General features: G+C 41.4%; 25 protein-coding genes. 7 read left to right on the forward strand and 18 right to left on the reverse strand.

Annotation, left to right across the window (positions count from 1 at the left end):
• Positions 1-20: 20 nt before the first annotated feature.
• The 3 genes from QYG89_RS01515 to QYG89_RS01525 form a co-directional block, all read right to left on the reverse strand.
• Positions 21-1,253 carry an MFS transporter gene (locus QYG89_RS01515; RefSeq protein ID WP_404313858.1) on the reverse strand — a complete coding sequence of 411 codons (1,233 nt, stop codon included), beginning with the start codon at positions 1,251-1,253 and terminating at the stop codon, positions 21-23.
• Positions 1,254-1,347: 94 nt separating this feature from the next.
• The gene (gene sodA / locus QYG89_RS01520; RefSeq protein WP_404313859.1) at positions 1,348-1,956 is read right to left on the reverse strand and encodes a superoxide dismutase SodA; all 609 of its coding nucleotides are present in this window, start codon (positions 1,954-1,956) and stop codon (positions 1,348-1,350) included.
• 183 nt (positions 1,957-2,139) lie between these two features.
• Positions 2,140-3,774 carry a Na/Pi cotransporter family protein gene (locus QYG89_RS01525; RefSeq protein ID WP_404313860.1) on the reverse strand — a complete coding sequence of 545 codons (1,635 nt, stop codon included), beginning with the start codon at positions 3,772-3,774 and terminating at the stop codon, positions 2,140-2,142.
• 213 nt (positions 3,775-3,987) lie between these two features.
• Between QYG89_RS01525 and QYG89_RS01530 the strand changes: the two genes are divergently transcribed.
• From QYG89_RS01530 to ispG, 3 genes are all read left to right on the forward strand, one after another.
• Entirely contained in the window at positions 3,988-4,776 is a 789-nt protein-coding gene (locus QYG89_RS01530; protein ID WP_404313861.1) for a DUF1189 domain-containing protein, read from the forward strand.
• Positions 4,777-4,845: 69 nt separating this feature from the next.
• Positions 4,846-5,178, forward strand: coding sequence for a hypothetical protein (locus QYG89_RS01535; protein WP_404313862.1), 333 nt, complete (start codon positions 4,846-4,848; stop codon positions 5,176-5,178).
• Between the two features lie 122 nt (positions 5,179-5,300).
• Entirely contained in the window at positions 5,301-6,398 is a 1,098-nt protein-coding gene (ispG, locus tag QYG89_RS01540) for a flavodoxin-dependent (E)-4-hydroxy-3-methylbut-2-enyl-diphosphate synthase (protein WP_404314585.1), read from the forward strand.
• 29 nt (positions 6,399-6,427) lie between these two features.
• Here the strand turns inward: ispG and QYG89_RS01545 are convergent, their stop codons facing one another.
• A complete protein-coding gene (locus tag QYG89_RS01545) occupies positions 6,428-6,769 on the reverse strand; it encodes a hypothetical protein (protein ID WP_404313863.1) in 342 nt (113 codons plus the stop codon).
• Positions 6,770-6,923: 154 nt separating this feature from the next.
• On the opposite strand from QYG89_RS01545, the gene QYG89_RS01550 reads away from it, so the two are divergent.
• Entirely contained in the window at positions 6,924-7,511 is a 588-nt protein-coding gene (locus QYG89_RS01550) for a 5' nucleotidase, NT5C type (RefSeq protein WP_404313864.1), read from the forward strand.
• Positions 7,512-7,785: 274 nt separating this feature from the next.
• Here QYG89_RS01550 and QYG89_RS01555 read toward each other — a convergent pair whose 3' ends face one another.
• The 4 genes from QYG89_RS01555 to QYG89_RS01570 form a co-directional block, all read right to left on the reverse strand.
• Positions 7,786-8,208, reverse strand: coding sequence for a Fur family transcriptional regulator (locus QYG89_RS01555; RefSeq protein WP_404313865.1), 423 nt, complete (start codon positions 8,206-8,208; stop codon positions 7,786-7,788).
• Between the two features lie 4 nt (positions 8,209-8,212).
• Positions 8,213-9,049, reverse strand: coding sequence for a metal ABC transporter permease (locus tag QYG89_RS01560; RefSeq protein WP_404313866.1), 837 nt, complete (start codon positions 9,047-9,049; stop codon positions 8,213-8,215).
• Entirely contained in the window at positions 9,046-9,825 is a 780-nt protein-coding gene (locus tag QYG89_RS01565; RefSeq protein ID WP_404313867.1) for a metal ABC transporter ATP-binding protein, read from the reverse strand. The genes QYG89_RS01560 and QYG89_RS01565 overlap by 4 nt, the downstream gene beginning before the upstream one ends.
• Positions 9,826-10,111: 286 nt before the next feature.
• Positions 10,112-10,984, reverse strand: a complete 873-nt coding sequence (locus QYG89_RS01570) for a YitT family protein (RefSeq protein ID WP_404313868.1) — start codon at positions 10,982-10,984, stop codon at positions 10,112-10,114.
• Between the two features lie 109 nt (positions 10,985-11,093).
• On the opposite strand from QYG89_RS01570, the gene QYG89_RS01575 reads away from it, so the two are divergent.
• Positions 11,094-11,348 (forward strand): DUF2624 family protein, encoded by a 255-nt coding sequence (locus tag QYG89_RS01575; RefSeq protein WP_404313869.1) that lies wholly within the window; start codon positions 11,094-11,096, stop codon positions 11,346-11,348.
• 43 nt (positions 11,349-11,391) lie between these two features.
• Here QYG89_RS01575 and QYG89_RS01580 read toward each other — a convergent pair whose 3' ends face one another.
• Positions 11,392-12,291: a deoxyribonuclease IV gene (locus QYG89_RS01580; RefSeq protein ID WP_404313871.1), complete on the reverse strand. Its 900-nt coding sequence runs from the start codon at positions 12,289-12,291 to the stop codon at positions 11,392-11,394.
• Positions 12,292-12,384: 93 nt separating this feature from the next.
• A complete protein-coding gene (locus QYG89_RS01585; protein ID WP_404313873.1) occupies positions 12,385-13,707 on the reverse strand; it encodes a DEAD/DEAH box helicase in 1,323 nt (440 codons plus the stop codon).
• A gap of 187 nt (positions 13,708-13,894) precedes the next feature.
• Here QYG89_RS01585 and vrrA point away from each other — a divergent pair, with 187 nt between their 5' ends.
• Together vrrA and QYG89_RS01595 are read left to right on the forward strand one after the other, a co-directional pair.
• Positions 13,895-14,410 (forward strand): VrrA/YqfQ family protein, encoded by a 516-nt coding sequence (gene vrrA / locus QYG89_RS01590; protein ID WP_404313875.1) that lies wholly within the window; start codon positions 13,895-13,897, stop codon positions 14,408-14,410.
• 91 nt (positions 14,411-14,501) lie between these two features.
• Entirely contained in the window at positions 14,502-15,458 is a 957-nt protein-coding gene (locus QYG89_RS01595) for a 4-hydroxy-3-methylbut-2-enyl diphosphate reductase (protein WP_404313877.1), read from the forward strand.
• Positions 15,459-15,509: 51 nt separating this feature from the next.
• Here QYG89_RS01595 and QYG89_RS01600 read toward each other — a convergent pair whose 3' ends face one another.
• From QYG89_RS01600 to QYG89_RS01635, 8 genes are all read right to left on the reverse strand, one after another.
• The gene (locus QYG89_RS01600) at positions 15,510-16,628 is read right to left on the reverse strand and encodes a Nif3-like dinuclear metal center hexameric protein (RefSeq protein WP_404313879.1); all 1,119 of its coding nucleotides are present in this window, start codon (positions 16,626-16,628) and stop codon (positions 15,510-15,512) included.
• Positions 16,606-17,334 carry a tRNA (adenine(22)-N(1))-methyltransferase gene (locus QYG89_RS01605; protein ID WP_404313881.1) on the reverse strand — a complete coding sequence of 243 codons (729 nt, stop codon included), beginning with the start codon at positions 17,332-17,334 and terminating at the stop codon, positions 16,606-16,608. Before QYG89_RS01605 ends, QYG89_RS01600 begins: the two co-directional genes overlap by 23 nt.
• A 95-nt stretch (positions 17,335-17,429) precedes the next feature.
• Positions 17,430-17,792, reverse strand: coding sequence for a cytochrome c550 (gene cccA, locus QYG89_RS01610; RefSeq protein WP_404313883.1), 363 nt, complete (start codon positions 17,790-17,792; stop codon positions 17,430-17,432).
• A 163-nt stretch (positions 17,793-17,955) separates the two neighbouring features.
• The gene (locus tag QYG89_RS01615; protein ID WP_404313885.1) at positions 17,956-18,489 is read right to left on the reverse strand and encodes a hypothetical protein; all 534 of its coding nucleotides are present in this window, start codon (positions 18,487-18,489) and stop codon (positions 17,956-17,958) included.
• A gap of 294 nt (positions 18,490-18,783) precedes the next feature.
• Positions 18,784-19,905 (reverse strand): RNA polymerase sigma factor RpoD, encoded by a 1,122-nt coding sequence (rpoD, locus tag QYG89_RS01620; protein ID WP_404313887.1) that lies wholly within the window; start codon positions 19,903-19,905, stop codon positions 18,784-18,786.
• Between the two features lie 45 nt (positions 19,906-19,950).
• A complete protein-coding gene (dnaG, locus tag QYG89_RS01625) occupies positions 19,951-21,762 on the reverse strand; it encodes a DNA primase (protein ID WP_404313889.1) in 1,812 nt (603 codons plus the stop codon).
• 552 nt (positions 21,763-22,314) lie between these two features.
• Complete coding sequence (locus QYG89_RS01630; RefSeq protein WP_404314587.1) at positions 22,315-23,121, reverse strand: pyruvate, water dikinase regulatory protein; 807 nt, start codon at positions 23,119-23,121, stop codon at positions 22,315-22,317.
• A gap of 30 nt (positions 23,122-23,151) precedes the next feature.
• Positions 23,152-23,787, reverse strand: coding sequence for a helix-turn-helix transcriptional regulator (locus QYG89_RS01635; protein ID WP_404313891.1), 636 nt, complete (start codon positions 23,785-23,787; stop codon positions 23,152-23,154).
• Between the last annotated feature and the right edge of the window lie 180 nt (positions 23,788-23,967).

Here is a 23,967-nt window from a genome sequence, read left to right on the forward strand (position 1 = left end):
GCCCAAGAAAGGGGCTTGGATTAATTCACCAAGTCCCTCATAGACCGCATGTTCACATTTCTAATGCAAAAATAAATAATGCTATGTCCCGCTCCGAGAATAATAAGCAGGATCGGGATGCTTTCTTTTTCGTCAAATAATGTAATGGCAGCAATAAAAGATAAGATGGAAATCATTTGACCGATGCTGACAAATACTTCCCTCACCACAATATATTCCACTCTTCGTTCGCCTGCCTGTCTGCTTTGACCGATTACATCATATGTCATCGATGAGTAAGGAACGAGTAAAAATGGATAAGCAACCGCAATTACTGCCGCATATATGAGCAGCTTCGTGAATGTGAGATCTGTTATAATGAGAAATAACGATAAGAAAAGGATGACACCTCCGGCAAGAATCACGTTTTTTCGATATTGCTTCTTCACTAATTTAACAGCGAGCGAGTAACTAATAAAAGAAACACCCGAATAAACCAATCCATATGTGCCAAGGGCCAGCTCACTTCCTGTCGTAATAAACACTAAAACCGAAATGACAAAAACAAAGACCCCTTCCCGCAATCCTTGGAAAAAGTGCGCATTTAAAATCCGTTTCCAATCAGGGTGGCGATCTCTTTCCTTCCAAACAGCCAATAATTGAAAACGACCTCGTGATGGACGCCGTTTTAGCAGCAGACTTAATAGAACTGCGATAAGAAAACAGCCAAGAGAAATGCCAAAAATAATGAAATACCCTGTGTTCGAAGCGAAGCGGCTAATAATAAAGCCTGCGAGCATCGGTCCAATCATTCCCCCTGCTGAAAGTAAAGACCCGAAAAAGCCATTAAAAAAATCTCTCGTCTCCGGTTCCGTAATTTCAAACGTTAGAACGTTGTAAGCGAGCCAGTAAAACCCATAGCCGATTCCAAGCAAAGCCCCAAGAAGGACAATCCATTCCGATGCCTGACTGCCGATAAATAACACAGCCATGTAAAAAATACTAAGAAACAATACACCCATTCTTAACACAATCACACGATCCATTTTTTTTGCACATTGGCCGGCAGCAAGATAAGCCAGCAGCTGAAAAACAACAGCTGCTAAATTATAAATAGCCAAATCAATAAATTGGCCTGACTGCCTCCACAAAAAAATGTTCACAAACGTATTGGACAACGCCACACTTAGGGAATATAAGCCGCCAATGAACAGCAGCAGTCCAAGATCTCTCGACAGTGCCAAGTGGCGGAATCTCTTTCGAATGATCGACAAGATGCATCCCCCTTTCTCCTTATATCGTTTGGAGAAAAGGACAAAGTTATGCAAAAAAGCGAGCCTTTGAATAGGCCCGCTTTTTATTATTTCATTATTTTGCTGCTTCGTAGCGTTTCGCTGCTTCGTCCCAGTTAATGACATTCCAAAATGCTTGGATGTAGTCTGGACGACGGTTTTGATAGTTCAAGTAGTAAGCATGCTCCCAAACGTCTAATCCAAGAACTGGAGTTTTTCCTTCCATAATTGGAGAGTCTTGGTTTGGTGTGCTTGTTACTTCTAGTTCACCGTTGTTAACAACGAGCCATGCCCAGCCAGAACCGAAACGGCCTGCAGCTGCTGCAGCAAACTCTTCTTTGAATTTCTCTACGCTTCCAAATTTGCTATTGATCGCATCAGCTAGTGCGCCTGTTGGCTCTCCACCGCCATTTGGAGATAGAATCTGCCAGAATAAAGTGTGATTTGCATGTCCGCCGCCATTGTTGCGCACAGCTGTACGAACAGACTCAGGAACCGCATCAAGATTAGCAATAACTTCTTCTACTGACTTGCTTGCCAGCTCGTCTTGGCCTGCAAGCGCGTTATTTAAATTTGTTACGTATGTGTTGTGATGCTTCGTGTGGTGGATATTCATTGTTTCCTTATCGATATGGGGCTCCAATGCATCGTATGCGTAAGGTAATTCAGGTAATTGAAATGCCATAATAAATTCCTCCCTATGTAATGTTTGTTACTAAACTTTCAATTATAAGAGTAACAAACTTGAAAGCGCTAATCAATAATAATGCCTATCGGTTATTAAGAAAAAGCAGCCGGACTGCCTAAAGTGTGACAGACAAACCGGCTGCTCCCAATCTAAAAGTCAAGCAGTTAACTATTTCCTTTTTTATACGTCCCTAATCCCAAGAATCGCTTCAGCAATATTGACCGCATGATCTCCCATCCGCTCAAGGTTACTGATAATATCTACATACACGATTCCTGCCTGTCCAGTACAAAGCCCCTCGTTCATACGCAAGATATGTTGTTTACGCAATTTTCTTTCCATTTTATCAATTAACACTTCTTTTTCTGTAACTTCCTTAGCCAGATTCAAATCATTTTCGTCCAAGGCTTTAATCGCCTTATTGACCGCCGTAATCGTTAAAACAAACATTTCTTCCAAGTCCGCCATTGCATTGTCCGTCACTTTCACTTTATTCGCCTGCTGGTAATCAACCAGTTCAATAATATTTTCGCAATGATCGCCAATTCGTTCAATATCCCGGACAGCATCCATTAACGTGTTACGCTTATCAAGCTCTACTGCTGAAAGCGATGTTCCAGACAATTTGACTAAGTAATCAGTAATTTTCCGATCAAGATTATTCAAGGCATCTTCTATTTGAGTAGCCATGTCGGCATTTTTTTGATGCCTTGTTTTTAGATACTCATGAACTTCTTCCATTCCTTTGACAGCAAATTGCCCCATGCGAATCACTTCCTCTTTCGCCTGACCAAGGGCAATGGAAGGAGACTGCTCAATAAAAATTGGATCAAGGTGCTTGGCTTTATACTCAATCACTGTATCTTCACCTGGAATCAGTCTCGTTACAATCATAGCAAGTACACCAACAAACGGAAGCTGAATGATCGTATTCGTTATATTAAATGTTCCGTGGGCAAAAGCAATCACCATTTTCGGCTCTAAATTCAACGTACTCGTTAAATAAAGAACGAACTGTGTAAATAATGGAAGAATGATTAAAAAAATCGTCGTGCCGATCACATTAAATAACACGTGAGTAGCTGCTGCCCGTCTTGCAGCTACAGAGGCACCAATCGATGCAAGCACCGCTGTTATCGTCGTACCGATATTATCACCGAAAAGAACTGGCAGCGCAGCATCTAAATCCAACAAGTTTTCGGAAAACAATCCTTGCAGAATGCCAATCGTTGCACTGGAGCTTTGAACGATCACCGTAAAGACCGTACCAACCACTACTCCCAGAATAGGACTCGAACTCATGCTGACAGTTAAATCATGAAACGTGTCTAATGTACGAAGGGGCTTCATCCCATCACTCATTAATTCCAAACCAAAAAACAGAGCACCAAAACCGAAGAGAATCATCCCTGCGTTATGTACTTTCTTGCTCTTAAAGAAAAAGATGAATACAGCACCAAGCGCTAAAATAGGCAGTGCGTATGCTCCGACATCAATTCCAATAATAAAGGCAGTGACTGTCGTTCCAATGTTGGCCCCCATAATGACACCAATTGCTTGTCTGAGTGTCATAAAGCCGGCGCTAACTAATCCCACTGTAATGACTGTCGTTGCCGAACTACTTTGAATGAGTACCGTGACAAGAATCCCCGCTAACACTCCCATAAGAGGATTAGTCGTAAACCGGTCTAAAATATCACGCAGACGATCCCCGGCAGACTGCTGCAAACCATCGCCCATTAACTTGATTCCATATAAAAATATGCCAAGCCCGCCAAAAAACTGAAACAGCATTTCCTGGACATTTATCTCCATCTTTTCAACTCCTAATTAAATGAATTCGACAATACTTGCAAACCCTCTACAATTATTAATAAAACATAAGGAAGAAGTAAATGATTCAGATGAAAAATTTACAATTCATTAACATTAGGCGCTATATATTACAATTTCATTACAAAACAAGATCGTACTACTTGAAAATAAAAGATATATCTGAATAAAATAATAGGAAGGAGGATGAACAATATGAATATTTTTCAACAATTATGGAAAAGCCTTTATTCCCCGAAAACCATTTCTCTTTTCCGCTTTCAAGGGATCGGCCAAACGATGACTTACATCTTTTTATTGATGTTTATCTCTTCTCTGCCATTTATGATTCAATTCAGCCTTCTCGCAACGGGCGGCCTTTCAGCTTTCAAGGAAACGATGATACAAAGCATTCCGTCTTTTACAATTGAAAATGGCCGACTAGTTTCCCCAGACAATGAAACAAAGCGGTTCAACAAAGGAAGCCTTGATATCATTTTTGATCCATCTGGCAAAGTGTCAGCTCAAGAATTAACAGAAAGCGGGCAGGTCATCGGGCTTTTAAAGGAAGAACTCGTTTTGTCTTCCGGCGGTCAGCTTCAGACATTTTCTTATGATTTCCCGGGATTGGAAGCTATCACCAAAAAGAAAGCAATCAGTTATGCAGATGCGCTTCAATCCTATTTAATGATTATCTTGCCTGTGCTCTTTATTCTTTATTATTTATTCACAGCTTGTCTTGGCTTTATAAAAGTATCCATTTTCGCTGCGATAGGAATGCTTTTTAAACGATTAACCAATCGAAAATTATTTTATCGGCAAAGCTGGCGCCTAGCTGCCTACGCAATCACACCCGCTATCGTGCTCTTTTCTATCATGCGTTTAACCGGGATCGTTCTTCCGATGGACTTCCTGATGGATTGGCTGCTCACGGCTGTTATGCTCTTTCTCGCTATCCGATGGATCCCTGTACCGAAATCAAAACAGCAAGCAGCTGTAAAATAAGCGGTCTCCACCTTTTTTCTGTCCTACTTTTCTTGGACGAGCATATAGTGATAAAAAAGAGGTGGAGACATGAAAAATTTTTTGCTTTTTATCGCTGTTATTCTTATCGCTGCCGGCCTCTGGAACGACTTGACAAATGGATCGCTGCCTCATTCTAATGAGGAACAGCAGCCAAAAGTGAAAGCGGAGCATACGGAAGTGCCGCCTCCTTCCCTTCCGTATGAAGAAGTGGAAGTAGAAACGGGCGATACCGTTCTTTCCATTTTAGCTGCACTTCATAACGGCAGGCTGCCGGCCGATATTGAAACAGCAATCTCAGACTTTCAAGATTTAAATAAAGGCGTCTCTCCTGACAGCATCCGCAGGGGTGAAAGCTATAAATTCCCCTTATACGAAGAATGATTGAACGGGAACAATCTTTTTTCATTGTCATATTCTTGTCAGATCCTCCCGATTACTGGTACAATTGATGATTGAAGCAGCTTTTATTAGAATGAAAAAGGAGCGAGTCACCATTGAGTGAAATTATCCATCGTTCAAATACACGCCCGGTGAAAGTTGGAAACTTAACGATCGGCGGGAGCAACGAACTATTTATCCAAAGCATGACAACGACAAAGACTCACGATGTAGAAGCAACTGTCAAACAAATACATCGTCTTGAGGAAGCAGGCTGTCAAATTGTCCGTGTCGCCTGTCCGGATGAGCGTGCAGCCAATGCGATCGCAGATATTAAAAAACAAATTAATATCCCGTTAGTAGTAGATATACATTTCGATTATAAACTCGCCTTAAAAGCCATTGAAGGCGGTGCTGATAAAATACGGATTAACCCGGGTAACATTGGACGCCGTGAAAAAGTGGAAGCCGTTGTGAATGCAGCGAAAGCGAAAGGCATTCCCATTCGTATAGGTGTCAACGCAGGAAGCCTTGAACGCCGCATTTTGGAGAAATACGGTTATCCTACAGCAGACGGAATGGTAGAGAGTGCCCTGCACCACATTAAAATTCTAGAAGACCTGGACTTCCACGATATTATCGTGTCCATGAAAGCTTCTGACGTGAACTTGGCCATTGAAGCATACGAGAAAGCAGCACAAGCATTTGACTATCCGCTTCATCTTGGCATTACAGAATCAGGCACCTTGTTTGCTGGCACAGTTAAGAGTGCAGCAGGTCTTGGAGCCATTTTAAGTAAAGGCATCGGCAACACATTGCGTATTTCTTTGAGTGCTGACCCTGTAGAAGAAATCAAAGTAGCAAGAGAGCTGTTAAAATCTTTCGGCCTCTCCTCTAACGCAGCCACTTTAATTTCCTGTCCGACTTGTGGACGAATTGAGATTGATTTAATCAGTATTGCTAATGAAGTGGAAGAATACATTCAAAAGATTAAAGCCCCAATTAAAGTAGCCGTACTTGGCTGTGCTGTAAACGGACCAGGTGAAGCACGCGAGGCCGACATCGGCATTGCTGGTGCCCGCGGCGAAGGCTTGTTGTTCCGCAAGGGAGAGATTGTCCGTAAAGTGCCAGAAGATATAATGGTTGAGGAACTGAAAAAAGAAATTGACAAAATTGCTGCAGAATATGATCAGCAGCAAAAGAAAGAAGAACAAAACACATAAAAGCCTGGCAGATGCCAGGCTTTTTTTATCTAAAAAAATGGATAAATGAACAGCCCCATGATCACAGCCGCAGCTCCTATACCAATTGCCCAGGCTCCGAGGCCTTCTGCCCCCCGGCCTCTTGCAATAAACCCGAGAACGATTCCGACAGCGCCTAATACCACCGGCATCACAAACAAGGCAATGATGGATAAGATTAAACCTGTATAACCAAATCCGCGTCCCCCTTCTTCATGGCCGGCCTCATCGTCTATTCTGTCCTCTCTGCCTAAAGTAAAGGGCTCAGTCAGTTCCGCAGCAGTTTCTTCGTCATACCGCTCACCTGTCCTGTCCACATTCCTTAGATCTGGATCTAAATTATGATCATCCATTCATTATCCCTCGCTTTCATCATTTGAGGAGCCTTTATAGTATCTGCCCACCTGCTAAATTTATTCAGACAAAGATCAGTCGTCTTTCATAACAATCTTGACTGAAATGTGATACACTTTGATAAAGATTTCACAACGTAAGGAGTAAAAGATCATGAAACAAAAGCGTTTTGGCATCGATATTGATGGCACAGTCACTTGTCCGACTAGTTTGATTCCATTTATTAATAAAGATTTTTCCTTAAATATTACGCTGGACGATATAAAAAAATATGATTTATCTGAAGCTTTGGACATTCCAGCAGAACGTTGTCAGGATTGGTTCAATGAAAGAGAGCCCGACATTTATTGGAGTTCGCCTCTTGCAGAGGGGGCAAAGGATGTGCTTTTGAAATGGAAAGAACAGTTTCAATTGTTTTTTATCAGCGCCCGCCGAAGTCACTTGCTGGACCTTACACAAAAATGGTTTGAGACAAAAGATATTTTATATGACCGGATCGAGCTTATTGGTTCCCATGATAAAATTAAAGCAGCCAAACAGCATAAGGTAGACATTTTCTTCGAAGATAAACATGATAACGCGGTCAGTATCCATGAGGAGCTGCGCATTCCTGTTCTGTTGTTTAATACTCCATACAATCAGGATCCTGTTCCAAGCGGCGTTATTCGTGTCGATAACTGGGCTCAAGCAGAACAATGGGTAAAGGCGTGGATTGATTCGGAAAGTTTTATACAGCAATAGCATAAAGCAGGAAAGAAAGAGAGGACCCAAGAAATATAACTTTTAGAGACCTCTCCTTTCTTGTATGCTTCTTTACACTTGCCCGGTGATTTCTGTTCCAGGGGCTTCGCTTTCCCCCTTAGGCGTCTTCTCACCTTCCTCTATAATCAACTCAGTGAAAAATAATCGTTTGAATTTTGTCAAAAAACCTAAAGAAAAAGGCTGACTCAAGGTCGTTTTTAACGACCTTGAGTCAGCCTTTCTTTTCATGGCATTTTATCTGTTATCGATTTTTCTATTGGTTCCCTGCAGGCAGACATGCTGGACATGTACCATAAATCTCAAATTTATGCCCTGAAATTTCATAGCCGGGCAGCTCGTCCACATGATCCATTGGGCACAGATGAATCTCCTGTGTCTTTCCACACGCTAGACAAATGAAGTGATGATGATGTTCTTTATGAGAGCAGGTAAAGCGGTAATGGCGTTCACCGGATAATTCTGTTTCCTCTAGAATGCCCATTTCCACGAACAAAGCCAAATTCCGATAAATGGTGTCGAAGCTGAGACCTGGATAGCTGGCTTTCATATCTTCTAGTACTTCTTTTGCCGTTAAATATTTATCTTTCCGTGCAAACAGCTCAAGCATATCTTCCCGTTTCCCTGTCTGTTTATATCCCCGTTCTTTTAAAAGCTCGACTGCTTCCGTTAAATTCATGCTTTTATCCCGCCTTTACAAACTTTTTAGCTGTAATAACAAATAGCAGTATCAAAATAGAAGAAACGACAATGGTTCCGCCTGGGGCAAGATCCAAGTAAAATGCACTCACAAGCCCGGCAATGACAGCTATTTCACCAAAGAGAATAGAATAAGCGATGGTTTGCTTAAAGCCTCTTGCCACCCGCATAGATGCCGCTACTGGTAAAGTCATAAGCGCGGACACAAGCAGCACACCGACAATCCTCATAGACGCCGCAATCACAAGAGCGACAAGAACAATAAAGACAAAATGAATGGATTTTGCTGGAATACCAGAGGCTTTCGCATGTTCTTCATCAAAAGATAATAAAAACAGTTCTTTATACAATAAATAGATCACAGCTATAACACCAGCACCAATCAGGCAAATCGTCCATAAATCGTTGCGGCTGACAGCACTGACACTCCCAAACAAATAACTAAATAAGTCAGTGTTAAATCCATCTGCCAATGAAATAAAAATGACACTAATTCCTATGCCTCCCGATAGAATAATGGGGATCGCCAACTCTTGGTAATGTTTGTACACGGTTCGCAGACGCTCGATAAATAAAGAACCTGTCACGGAAAATATCATGCCTGAATAAAGCGGGTTAAGCCACGCTAAATAAGGAAACGTCTGATTAACATACAGTCCCGCAGCAATCCCAGCAAGCGTAACATGGCTCAGGGCATCAGCAATAAGCGAAAGCCTTCTCACAACAATGAAAGCGCCGAGCAGCGGTGCAATGATACCGATCATCATGCCTGTTAAAAAGGCATTTTGTAAAAATTCATATTGAATAATGGCTTCAATCATACACTGGCCCCCTGATGGTCGTGATGATGATCAAGAAGGTGAATGCCATAGCCATATAGGTCAGATAAATCTTTTTCATCAAGCGTTTCAAACTGCTTCATGCTGCCGTGGAAGTGGAGATATTTATTTAGGCAGGCTACATGAGTCACTTTGTCACTAATAATACCAATATCATGTGTAACTAATAAAAGCGTGATGCCCATTTTTTTATTCAAGTAAGACAGCATTTCGTAAAACGATTGCACATTTTTACTGTCCACACCAACAGTCGGCTCGTCAAGAATCAGAATGTCAGGCTTTGAAACAAGCGCCCTCGCAATGAATACACGCTGCTGCTGGCCGCCAGAAAGCTCTCCGATATTCCGATCGAGAAATTGCTCCATGCCGACCGCTTCGACTGCTGCTTTAATTTCTTGCTTTTCTTTACTGCCAGGCAGCCGAAAAAGGCCAAGCTTTTTCGTCAGCCCGCTTGCCACTACTTCATAGACGGTAGCTGGAAAGCCCGTATTGAATGAATTAGCTTTTTGTGACACAAAACCGATTCGATCCCAATGTTTAAAGTTTTTCTGGGGAGTATCAAATAAAAAGATTTCTCCTTCTTTCACCTTTAATAACCCTAAAATAAGCTTTAACAAAGTGGACTTCCCCGAGCCATTCGGACCTACTAAACCTAAAAAAGCCCCTTTAGGGACAGATAATTGAATATTTTCTAACACATTATCCCGGTCATAACGGTAGGACACGTTTTTAATTTCAATGATAGATGATTGATTCATTGAAGTGTCTCCTTTGTAAGAATGATTACGATTTACAAACCAAATGAAAGTATACAACATTCTATTGAAAAAGTAAATGGAATTGATTCAAAGGTTTTGTTCAACTCCCCTGTTGATTTCCGCTGGGGGCATTCACTTTCCTCCTCCATCAATAAAGCAGCAAAATCAACACTAGTGGTGAACATAGCGAATTCAAAAAGAGCTGACCTCACTCCCGTTATACTTGTAAACAGTGAATGTCAACCCTTCAAATGACAATATATTCTTTGTTTTTTGAGTCTTGGGATTAGTGAATCGCCGTCTTAAAGCGGCCTCCCTTTGTTTCCTGCGTATTCATAATCGTTAAAAAAGCATCCGGGTCCACATCATTGATGATGCTTTTCAGTTTTGTTACTTCCAGCCTTGTTACGACGACATAAATCACTTCTTTTTCTGAATCTGTGAATCCGCCTTTTCCTTGCAGCTTCGTTGTTCCCCGCCCAAGACGGTGTAAAATAACATCGGACATCTCTTCGTAAAAATCAGAAATAATAATACAAGCTTTCGTTTCTTCAAGACCCTGGATCACTGTATCAATGGCTTTAAATGCAATATAGTAGGTCATAACAGAGTACATCGCATTTTCGGTCCCAAGAACAAAAGCAGCCCAGCCAAAAATAAACACGTTAATAAACATAACAAACTCTCCCACTGAAAAAGGCAAATGTTTAGTCAATAAAATACCCATAATTTCAGTGCCGTCAAGTGTTCCGCCATGACGAATAACGAGACCAACCCCCACTCCCAGCAGAAGCCCGCCAAACACAGCCGCTAAGACCGGCTGATCGGTAAACGGAGTGAACCGGTGAAAACTGTTCTCTAATACTGCAAGGCAAACAATTCCAAATAAAGAAGAAAACATAAATGTTTTTCCTATTTGTTTATATCCAAAATATAAAAATGGAATATTCAACAAAACCACAAATGTTGAGAAATTCAGCAGCGGGTGCTTAAATAAATAACTTAAAATTAATGAAATACCGATAATGCCGCCATCAATAATATTATTTGGAACGAGAAATAGTTCAATAGCTGCCGCTGCACATGCCGCTCCGATTAGAATAAGAATGAATCGGTACAATATGTGAGATTTCTTTTCCTTCCTATGCTGTTTAGGCATAACACCAGTCCTTTTTTATTAAAATATTCTGACTATATATTTTTGCCTTCCAATCACCTTCCCTTTCTTTTCTCATACATTAAATATAGAGGAAAAGGAGTGACCACAAGTGAAATTCCTACAGCACTTTATTAATCAAAAAGTCCAAATGATAACGGGTGATGAACTGTTAAAGTATGCCGAAGGTTTTGATATTCCGCTAAAAAGAGAAGAAGCTGAAAGGATTGCCAGCCGCCTGCGCAGAAAAAAAGTTGATTTATTCAATGAATATGAGAGAGAGAGTTTATTGAGGGAAATTGCTATCATCACTAATGAACAAACCGCCAAAAAACTAAGCAAACTGCTCACAATGTTCCACTCATAGATAAAAACACCGGCCGTTCCATCTTTCTTCCGGCCGGCTCTTTTTACTTGCTAAGGGCAGCCACTTTCGTAAGAAGCGTTTCATCAAATGTTTTCCGCCGAAACATATCAATCTCAAGCTGGTAGGGAGGCTTTCTTGATTTCTTATCTTCACCAACATACGGTGTTTCTAATATTTTAGGGATCTCCGTCAATTGGGGATGATGAACAATATAGCTGAGTGCTTCAAATCCAATATGACCAAAACCAATGTTTTCATGGCGGTCTTTTCGGGCACCTTGTTCATTTTTACTATCGTTAATATGTAAAACTTTTATACGTTCAACACCAACAATACGATCAAATTCATCGAGCACACCATCAAAATTATCTTTTATAGAGTAGCCGGCATCGTGAGTATGGCACGTATCGAAACAAACAGACAACTTATCGTTTAAATACACACCGTCTACAATCATCGCCAGCTCTTCGAAAGACGCTCCGCACTCTGAGCCTTTTCCAGCCATCGTTTCAAGGGCAATCTGCACATCCAAGTCTTTTGTCAGCACCTCATTCAGCCCTTCGACAATTTTTTTGATGCCTGCTTCTGCCCCAGCACCCACATGAGCTCCTGGATGCAGCACGATCTGCTTAGCGCCAAGAGCAGCTGTCCGCTCTATTTCCGATCGTAAAAAGGTTACACCGAGCTCAAATGTATCGGCACTAATGGTATTACCGATATTAATAATGTAAGGAGCGTGAACAACGATATCCTCCATTCCGTTTTCTCTCATGTGCTGCCAGCCTTCTTCGATATTTAACTCTTCGATCTTCTTTCGTCTTGTATTTTGTGGGGCGCCTGTATAAATCATAAACGTATTTGCACCGTAAGACGCCGCCTCTTCACTTGCTCCGAGCAGCATCTTTTTTCCGCTCATCGAAACGTGAGAACCAATTTTCAACATACATACCTCTCCTTTACTTCTTATTATTTTACTAAAAAAACACACCTTTTTCAGCAAAAAAGACCTGCAGCAACAGGTCTTTTCCTCCAAACATCAACCTTTTTTATTAGTGCGCTTGGATGCTATACGACGCTCGCGCTTTTTAAATTGCACCATTTCTCTTTGCATTTTTTTCTTATAACCCGGCTTTACTTTTTTCGGTTTACGGACAATTGATTTTGCTTTTTCATCGATTTCATCGGTTGTTCTTTCCCGCTTTTTCCGCTGATTGCGGTCTACAAGCTCTATCCATTCTCCATTGCGCAGATCGGCATGGCCAAATGTAATCCCGAGCTTTTCCAGACGAACAAGCGCATCTTCATCGGAAGGTGTATAAATTGTCGCACAAATCCCGGAAGAACCAGCCCGCGCCGTCCGGCCTGCCCGGTGAATGTAGAAGTCAAGATCCCTCGGAAGCTCATAGTTAATGACATGGCTGACTCCTTCAATATCGATGCCCCGCGCCGCAAGATCGGTTGCTACAATAAATTGATAATCAAGGTCGCGGATTTGTTTCATCATTTTCTTACGGTCTCGCGGCGATAAATCTCCATGTATCCGGCCTGTTTTCATCCCTTTTTCTAAAAGAGCGTCCGCTACTTCGTCCGCTTTCTGCTTCGTATTTGTAAATACTACCGCTAAATATGGATTGTATGATTTCAGCATATCAAAAAGCAGATCAATTTTTTCACGGCTTTTTTTCGGTACAAGCACATGCTCAATGTTTTCTGCGGAAATATGCTTAGGCTGAATATGAATAAACTCGGGATTTTCCATATATTTTTTCAAAAATGGTTTCAGTTTTTCAGGAATCGTCGCTGAAAAAACATAAATATTTAACTGCTCAGGCATTCGAGAGGCAATTTGATCAACGTCCACGATGAAACCCATATCCAGCATTAAATCGGCTTCATCAATGACAAGCATAGCTGACTTATGAATGAACAGCGCCTGTGCCTGCACTAAATCGTTGATTCTTCCTGGAGTGCCGACAACAATATGCGGCTGACTTTTTAATTTCTCGATATCGCGTTGCTTATCAGTTCCTCCGATATAACAGCGCGCTGTTATTTCTTCCTCAGACAGCCGGGCAATCTTAAGAATTTCTTGATAAATTTGATTAGCTAATTCCCTAGTCGGCGCTGTAATGACCGCCTGTACTTCTTTTTTAGCAGGATTGATTTGATTAAGGATCGGCAGAATGTAAGAGTGCGTCTTGCCTGTACCCGTCTGCGATTGGCCGATCGCACTTTCCCCTTTTAAAATAAAAGGAATCATTCGTGCTTGTATATCTGTCGGTTCATGAAACCCTAATTCTTCTATTCCTTTATTAATAAATGGTTGAAAACCATATTTCTCAAATTGGTGCTTTGTCAAATGTGACACTCCTTTTGGCTGAAATCAGCCTTTTTCTCCATCTTGATATTATACTAAAATCCTCTACAAATCAAAGTCTCAGAAATAATTTTACCCTTTTTAGAAGATTATTCATGTACTAAACCTTTTCTCTTTTCTCTGCATACAATAACAAAGAAGAAATAATATGTGAAAGGATGAATATTTTATGATGCCTTTTCCACGCAACAGCCGTCCTCTGCCTCCACATTACTATCCGCCTGCAGCACGGCCATTTCCTCGACCGTCTGCTATGCCCAGAAGTGCCGGACGAGGGCTATTCGGACGGCTAAAACAAGGGGGAGGACGGGGCCTGACTGGATTTGAACGCAAAGGAGCAGGATCGGCCGCTCAAAAAGCCGCCGATCCGATCAACCTTCAGCAAATACTCTCTAACACACAGCAAGTATTAAAAACGATGCAGCAAGCAGGACCCATTATCGAACAGTACGGACCGCTCGTAAGGAACCTGCCTTCCATGTGGAAATTGTACAAAGGCTTAAAAACTCTCCCGGAAGAAAAAAAAGAGCACATTCCATCTGATCATCCATCGGAACAGCCACGGCATGAGAAAAAAAAGACACACGATCAGAAGGACGAAAAAAAAGAAGAAGAGCACCCGCCTTCTTTAAAAACAAAATCAGGCTCGGCACCGAAAACTTCCCAACCAAAACTTTATATTTAATAAACAGTTGTTTACTTCCAAAGTGCGCCCTCCTCCTATATAATGAATTCGTACACATCTCACTCCGATTACACAAATAGGAGGTTTTTTTATGGAATTAATCAAAATTGCTCCAAGAGGCTATTGTTACGGTGTAGTAGACGCTATGATTATCGCTCGAAACGCCGCTCTAGATAAAAACTTGCCGCGCCCCATCTATATCCTTGGGATGATTGTTCACAACAAACATGTAACGGACGCATTTGAGGAGGAAGGAATCATTACTTTGGACGGCAGCAACCGGAAAGAGATCCTGGAGAAAGTGAACGAAGGAACCGTCATTTTTACTGCTCATGGTGTTTCTCCAGAGGTAAGAGAACTTGCCCGCAAAAAGAATCTTGTCACGATCGATGCTACGTGTCCGGATGTCACAAATACACACAATCTCATCCGTGAGAAAAAAGCAGAAGGCTATGAAATCATCTATATCGGAAAAAAAGGACACCCAGAACCAGAAGGAGCAATCGGTGTCGCTCCCGCTATCATTCATTTAGTTGAAAAACCAGAAGACGTAGACAAACTCATGATCACGAGTCCCAAAGTCATCGTTACTAACCAGACAACGATGAGTCAATGGGATGTTGCAGATATTATGGACAAAATTAAAGAAAAATACCCGCATGTGGAGATGCATAAAGAAATTTGCCTGGCGACTCAAGTCCGGCAGGAGGCTGTAGCAGAACAAGCGGGCGAAGCAGATGTTTTAATCGTGGTGGGCGATCCTAAAAGTAATAACTCCAATCGTCTCGCTCAAGTATCTATTGAAATTGCTGGTACGAAAGCTTATCGGGTAGCGGACGTGACCGAAATTGAAATTGAGTGGCTGAAAGATGCAAAAAAAGCTGCTGTAACCGCTGGAGCTTCCACACCAACACCAATTGTAAAAGAAGTGATCCAATTTCTAGAGCAATTTGATCCACTGGATGAAAATACATGGGTTCGGGAAAGAAAAGTTCCATTAAATAAGATTTTGCCGAAAGTGAAAAGATCCACTTTAACAACTCGTTAGCAGTACAAAACAGAGGCTGGCTCAAAACTAAGAGCCAGCCTCTGTTTCCTTTTAAATAAACGTAAAGGGGTCCGTATGAATAGACGACGGAATAAACTGGACCGCCAGCTTCTTCTCAGCTGCTAAGACGGCCATTTTGTTCGCTGTACCTGCTTTCATTACCTTTTCTACATTATGGCCGGGATCCACCACATTTAAGCCGGCAGCCAGGGCATCATGAGCAGTATGGTAATAAAAATCACCCGTTACATATACATCTGCTCCCTTAAATTTAGCTGATTGAAAATACTTATTTCCATCACCGCCGAGTACAGCTACTGTTCTTACTTCGTCCGTTAATTGACCAACCACCCGAACTCCTTTTACATCCAGCTTTTCTTTCACAAATTCCGCAAATTCACGCAGTGTCATCGCATATTCCAGCTTGCCGATTCTGCCAAGTCCAAGTGTCTCTCCCTCATTCTCAAGCGCATATACGTCATAAGCCACTTCTTCATAGGGATGAGTCTTCAGCATAGCAGACAGCACTTTTTTCTCAAGACTCTTCGGATAGACTGTTTCCACTTTCACTTCTTCTACCTTTTCTAATTGACCAGCCTGTCCGATATATGGATTCGTTCGGTCTCCCGGCATAAAACGTCCAGTGCCATCGGTAGAAAAAGAACAGTGGCTGTATTCGCCAATAAAGCCCGCTCCTGCTGCGCCTAACGCCTGTCGCACACGTTCGGCATGGCTAACCGGCACAAAGACTGCAAGCTTCTTCAAGCTCTCCTGGAACGTCGGTACGAGGACGCTAGTTTCTGTTAACTCCAGCGCTTCCGCCAAAAGATCATTTACTCCGCCTTTCGTTACGTCTAAGTTCGTATGAGCGGCATAAACCGCAATGTCATGTTTAATGAGCTTTTCGATGATCCTCCCTGATGAATCGCTCGTCACAATGGATTTCAGCGGACGGAAAATTAAGGGATGATGAGCAATAATCAGCTGTACATCTTTTTCAATTGCTTCATCTACCACTTCCTCAAGTACATCTAGTGCAATAAGCACACGTTCGACCGGTTTGTTTAATCGGCCGATTTGCAAACCAATTTTATCCCCCTCCATGGCATATTTTTTGGGAGAGAACTGTTCAAATAGTTGAATAATCTCATGTCCGTTCGCGTTCTTCACGATCAATTGCCTCCTTAATCAACTGAAGCTCATGAAGCACAGCTTGTTTTTTTTCTAACGCTGCTTCTTGATTTTCTGCTTTTGTTATATTCTTCAGCACCACTTCCAGCTGATCTGCTTCTCTTTGCCACTTTTTAAAAAACACATCACTTTTTTCAGCAAGCAGCATCGGGCCTGTAAGCAGCTCCAGCTCTTTTCTTGTGCTATAAGGCTTTTTTGGATTTCCTCTCTCAGCAGTTAAAATTTCATAGATCTTCCCGTCTTCTTCCATAATTTCCTCATCAATTAATTCCCAGTCGTTCTCAATGAGCCACCTGCGAATATGATCTGCGCGCAGGTTTGGCTGTAAGATGAGCCGCTTGACGTCCGTAAGCTTATCTTTTCCTTGTTCTAAAATGGAGGCAATCAACGTACCGCCCATGCCGGCAATCGTCACACAATCGACCTCGCCAACAGCAATCACTTCAAGTCCATTTCCTTTTCGAACGGAGATTTTTTCTTCAAGACCGGCATTCTTTACTTGCTGCTCAGCAGCGCGTAACGGGCCTTCCGCCACTTCTCCGGCAATCGCTTTATAAGCCATCCCTTTTTTTATAGCGTAACAAGGCAAATAGGCATGATCTGAGCCTATATCCGCAAAGACAGCTTGAGGAGGTATTCGGGATGCAACAGCCATCAATCGATTAGATAATTGGTTAATATTCATTCTGTCACCACTTTTAGTTTTATGTTCTATTTTCATTGTAAACGGAAAAGCTTCATAAAAAAAGTTCCTTGCCCCGGGCAAAGAACTTTTTTATATTATTTAATTTTACTTACCCAATCAGCCATTGCGTCAGCATTTTCAGCTGGAACAAGACCCGGAGGCATAGATCCTTTACCATTTAAAAGGACATCTTTAATTTCGTCTTTAGATACTTTCTCACCGATTCCCTTTAATGCAGGACCAGCTCCGCCTTCAAAGTTGCCGCCATGACAGCCTATGCAAGTCTGCTTGTAGAAGCCTTCTGGATCAAACGCTCCACCTTCTGCTTTTTCTTCCGTCTTTTCTCCGCCCTCTGCCATTTCTTTAGAATTGCTAAGTCCTTCTAAAGAAAGGAAGAAAATTAGGCCAAGACCAAACACAGCAATCAGTAAGTACGGAATAATTGGATTACGATTCATTTCTTAACCCCCCTTATGTACACAAATAACAAATAGAAAGTACAAACACTTACCATTCTACTTTAAAATGAAGAAGACGAAAAGCCCTTAGTTAGAAGTTTTTACTCATTTGTCGTAAATTAGACACATTTCCTCGTCTTTTTTTATTTTCCAATTTTTTTTATTATATAACAATAAAAACAATGAGCAGTCCAACACCGAGCCATGCGGAAATAGTAAAGTAAATGTGCCGGAGTTTCCATCCTGCAAACCACCAGATTATACAATGAAAAAACAGTAAAAGATAAAGCGTATTTGCATTGCTTCCCCATATTTTTTCATGCCATTCTATCGTAAAAATTAAAAACAAAATTGCCGCTCCAACATACATCATGGGCAGAAAAAAACCTTTTTTAGAAAAGTAAATAGCGAAGCCTATCAATAAAACGACAAAAGCCGCCAAAATCGCCATTTGCAAAGGGAAAGACAATTCAGTAAAATATAGAACAAATAGAGAAATTAGCAGCAAAAAAAGAGAAGCAGCAGAACTTAGAAAAGTCAGACGCGACGCATTCGATTTTTTGACAGCGTTTTCCGGCACTCCTTCTCCTTGTGTATAAAGTGTGAGTAAATAATCGCAGTAGTGATTAGGCAGCATGTGATGATCTTTCCAAAAGTGGATTTCTTCAATGATTATATGTTTTTTTTCTTGCTTCATCCATTGTCACATCCTGTCATACACATATTCGCGAAAAATGCTCAAATACCTGCTTTTTATGTAAAAAAATAGTTTACTTCTTGTAGGAAGTAAACTGAGATTGTGGACAAAGTCCCTCAGGCTGATTGACAGCATGTATCTTTCGAAGCACCGAGTCCTAGTAGCGGAATGCCTAAGAGCATCACAAGCACCACTAGACAGTCGGGCAGCGAAAAAAGCAAGCGTTAATCAACAGCCTGAACAAGATTTACACATTACTTGTTGGCATTACTAACCTGCTGGTTAAACATGGTCCTATTCAAGGAAGTCTTTTAAACGTTTGCTGCGGCTTGGATGGCGAAGCTTACGCAAAGCTTTCGCTTCAATTTGACGAATCCGTTCCCGTGTAACACCAAATACTTTACCGACTTCTTCTAGTGTCCGGGTACGTCCATCATCTAGTCCGAAACGAAGGCGAAGTACGTTTTCTTCCCGGTCGGTTAATGTATCTAACACGTCCTCTAGCTGCTCTTTTAAGAGTTCGTATGCTGCGTGTTCAGATGGAGATGTCGCCTCCTGGTCTTCAATGAAATCGCCTAAATGGGAGTCATCTTCTTCCCCAATTGGCGTTTCAAGAGACACGGGTTCTTGAGCAATTTTTAAAATTTCCCGCACCTTTTCAGGCGTTAAATCCATTTCTTCTGCAATTTCTTCAGGAGATGGTTCACGGCCAAGATCTTGAAGAAGCTGCCTTTGTACACGAATCAGCTTATTAATGGTTTCTACCATATGAACCGGAATCCGGATCGTTCTTGCTTGATCGGCAATCGCTCGAGTAATAGCCTGACGAATCCACCATGTAGCATACGTACTGAATTTAAATCCTTTACGGTAATCAAACTTTTCTACTGCTTTAATTAATCCCATGTTCCCTTCTTGGATTAAGTCCAAAAAGAGCATGCCGCGGCCGACATAGCGTTTTGCTATGCTGACAACTAAACGCAGATTGGCCTCTGCAAGACGGCGTTTCGCCTCTTCATCGCCCTCTTCAATGCGAGTAGCAAGCGCAATCTCTTCTTCCGCAGATAGAAGGTCCACCCGGCCGATTTCTTTTAAGTACATGCGTACTGGATCGTTAATTTTCACACCCGGCGGAACACTTAAATCGTTGAGGTCAAATTCTTCATTTTCTTTTTCGAGATCATGAATGTTCGGATCTTCATCGCCATCTTCTTCATTCGTTACATCTATTCCCTGCTCACCAAGATGCTCATAAAATTCGTCAATCTGGTCAGACTCCACTTCGAAGGAAGAAAGCTTATCTGCTACATAGTCATAGGATAGCTTGCCCCTTTTTTTCCCTATCTCAATAATTTGCTCTTTTGCTCTTTCCAGCGTTACTTCGGTTTCTTTGGAACGTGTAGACTTTTCAGCCATTCGTCGTCCCCCTCCTTCCAACATCCTTGCCTCATACTGCTTTTCTTATTTTTTCAACTCTTTTTTCAACCTTACAATTTCCATGGCAAGCTGAGCGGCAGCTTCGTAATTCTTTTCCTTTTCCGCTATCATCTGCCTTTGTTTTTTTTCTTTTATTTCCAGCACTTTTCTGTAATTAAATATTTCTTTTATATAATCGTTCACTTCTTCATCATTTATAACTTCACTTACCATCATCATTTCTATATCTGAAACGAGGCGGCGCAGGTTGGCATTCGGGAGAAAACTAATAAATGTACTCGAATCTGGTACATTGCCTCCTTCATAAAAGCCAAGTAAATACGTAAAAATAGCTTGGTGCTCGTCAAGATTAAACACTTCTCCATTAAGTAATTCCCTTACCTTATAAACAATATCCACATCTTTCAACATGTGGGCAATTAATCTTCGCTCCGCTGTTTGAAAGGCAGGATAGAGCTTTTTAGGCGTTTGCAGCACTGTCACAGGCTGAAACGTACGCTCATTTGGAGTTTGTTTTTTTCTCGCTTCGAAAAATAGCTGTTTTTCTTGCTGCTTAAGTGCGTCAAGAGAAAGTGAAAAGCGTTCGGCCAGCTGCCGCAAGTAATAATCACGCTCGACGGCTTTTTTCAACTTAGAAATTTCCGTTACTACTTCCTCAATGTACTGCAGCTTTTGTCCTTCATCTTGGAGGTTCTTTCCTAGCTTGTAATATTCCATTTTAAAAGCAATCAGCGTCATGGCGGTACTAATGACATTATTGCGAAACTTATCGGCGCCATATTGTTTAATATAATCATCCGGATCCATTTTGTCTGGAATAAGAGCAACTTTAATGTCACAGCCGCTGTCGTGTAACAAGCCCGCTGCGCGGAAGGCAGCCTGTATACCCGCTGAGTCACCATCAAAACAAATAATCACCTGATCAGTCATTCGCCGGATCTGCTGAATATGAGCATCCGTTAAAGAAGTGCCCATCGTAGCAATTCCATTTTCTACACCGGCCCCTGCTGCTGCAATCACATCTGCAAATCCCTCAAAGAGAATCGCACTATGCTGTTTGCGAATATCCGCTCTTGCCCGGTGGAGATTATACAAGAGACGGCTTTTATTAAAAATAGGCGTCTCTGGACTATTTAAATATTTAGGCTTTTCCTCATGAAGTGAGCGCCCAGAAAAAGCAACTACTTTTCCTTTATCATCATGCAGAGGAAACATAATTCGTCCACGAAAACGATCAAAATAGCTTCCATCCTCTTCTTTCCGAATAATTAAACCTGCTTGTTCCATCTGCTCAGCAGTAAATCCCCGCTTTTGAAGGAATTTAGCCGTAAAATCCCAATTAGGAAGCGCCCAGCCAATTTGGAATGATTCTAGGCTCTCTTTGGAAAACCCCCGTTTTTCTAGATAGTCAAGCGCTTCTTGCCCTTCAGTCGTATTCATAAGCAAATGATGATAAAATTTTGCCAGCAGCTCATGGGCTTCTAGTAGCTGACTATGCTCCTTTAGAAGGGGATCACTGCGCTGATCGCCGGCATTCGGGATGCTGACGGCAATTCCTGTACGTTCAGCAAGCTTTCCGACTGCTTCCTGGAAAGAGATATTTTCAATTTCCATTAAAAAAGAAAACACGTTTCCCCCGGCTCCACAGCCGAAACAATGATAAATTTGCTTGTCGGGTGCCACAGAGAAAGATGGAGAATTCTCTCCATGAAATGGACACAAACCGAAAAAGTTGCGTCCTTGCTTTTTCAATTGCACGTAGTCACTAATTACTTCGGTAATGTCTAGCGACTGTTTAATCTGTTGAATCGTTTCTTCAGGAATCTTTCCTGCCACGTGTACATCACCAGCTATACTATTGTTCGATACAAAAGCTGAATCTCCTTCAGTTTTTCTATCATTTGTCTTTCTTACATCTGTTTTTTCTACACGGACCCATCCACTTCTTCTCTGTAAGATTATTCTTGTTCTATTTGCACCCAAGCCTACAATCGAAGGAAGTCGACAAATACTGCCATGTTTTTCTTTCTCTATGCATTATAATTCTACAATCTTGATTAGAATCCTTCTTTAATACAAAATATCCTAAAAAAAAATCGAACAATGTGTGCTGTCGGAACAGTACGTGTCAAGGCAGCATACAATTAGTTTATTCCTTTATCCAAGGCGTTAAACCTATTTTAGATACATTTTTATCACAATTTTTTATTATAGTATACTTTATTAGAAAAAACCATTAATATTTTCTAATAACGCAGAAAAAAGCTGCCCAACAAGTGAAAAGCTCCGTTCTTCTCAGCCATATCTATACCCAACGGGATGCGCATAGATACGTATGCTTCGAATTTCTAACTGATGAAGGGGAGCTCAATCACTTATGGGAAGCCTCTATTTTCTCTTACGAAGCCTATTTAAAATGATATTGGCTGTTTCTTCTACGGCCTTATTTGTTACATCAATCACTTCACAGCCGATACGTTTCATCATTTCTTCAGAATAAGAAATTTCCATCTTAATCCGTCCAAGGTCGGCATAGCTTGCACTATCATTCAAACCGAGCGAAATTAAGCGTTCCTTGCGAATTTGATTTAATTTTTCAGGGCTAATCTTTAAGCCGAAACACTTTTCCGGAGATAGGGCAAACAATTCTTCAGGAGGATCTACTTCTGGTACGAGCGGGACGTTAGCCACCTTCAATCGCTTATGAGCAAGATATTGAGAAAGCGGCGTCTTTGACGTCCTTGAAACACCAATTAAAACGACATCCGCTTTTAATAACCCGCGTGGATCCCGGCCATCATCATATTTTACAGCAAATTCAATAGCCTCCACTTTCTTGAAATAATCATCATCCAGCTTTCTCACAAGTCCTGGTTCCATTAAAGGCGGACGTTTGTATAATGACTCAAGTTCCTCCATCAACGGACCAATCAAATCAAAAATGATAATATTTTCCTTTTGCGCTTGCTGCTTCATATAATTTCTAATTTCCGGCTTAACGAGTGTATAGACGATAATTCCCTGCTCAATTTTTGCTAAGTCGATCACTTCGTCAATGTTGGATATGTCTTCAACATATGGAAACCGTTTAATCACAGCATGTGATCCATTAAACTGACTGACAGCTGCTTTCGTTACAAGCTCAGCTGTTTCACCTACTGAATCAGAAACAATGTATATGATTGGATCATTCAGCAAAAAATAGAACCTCCTTTCAAAACCGTATCAGTCATCATCTGCCAGCGAGACAAACGCTTTAGCAATATTGGTTTTTGTAATACGGCCGATTACTTCGCAGCCTGCTTCCGTTTTCTTGACAACTGGAACTGCATCTATTTGCTTTTCAATTAAGTTATTAGCCACATCGATCAGCAAGTCATCTCTTTCACAAACAGTGATATTCGGCATTCTTGTCATAATAATATTGACTGGAATAGCACTTAGTTCCTGTTTTCCAATGCTTGCTCTAAGTAAATCTTTACGTGAAAGCACACCAGCTAAATGGCCGTTTTCATCTACGACGAATAGTGTGCCGACATCCTCTAAAAACATGGTGACAACGGCATCGTAGACAGATACGTTTTCCCTTATGACAACCGGAACTGCCTGATAGTCTTTCACGTATATTTTCATTAAGTTTTCCGTGAGTAGCTGAGTGCCTGACTTACCTGTATAAAAGTAGCCTACGCGAGGCCGTGCATCTAAAAAACCGGCCATCGTTAAAATGGCCAAATCTGGGCGTAATGTCGCTCTCGTCAAATTCAATCGTTCAGCAATACTCTCACCTGTAATCGGACCATTTTCTTTAACAATTTGCAAGATTTTTTCCTGACGATTATTCAGTTCGATCTCCCTCACCACCTAATGCGCAATAGCAGCACAAACGCCTGCATTGTCATGATAAAGCAATAAGAAATAAGATTTCCAAATACTTCATAACTAATCATCTGCAGGCGCCTATACCTCAACCATTTAAAAGTGTTATACCATATAATAAATATTATATACTATTTAACTGGAATGGAAAGAACAGTTTCCATA

This window comes from Bacillus lumedeiriae (genome assembly GCF_044891285.1).
GTDB lineage: Bacteria > Bacillota > Bacilli > Bacillales > Domibacillaceae > Pseudobacillus > Pseudobacillus lumedeiriae.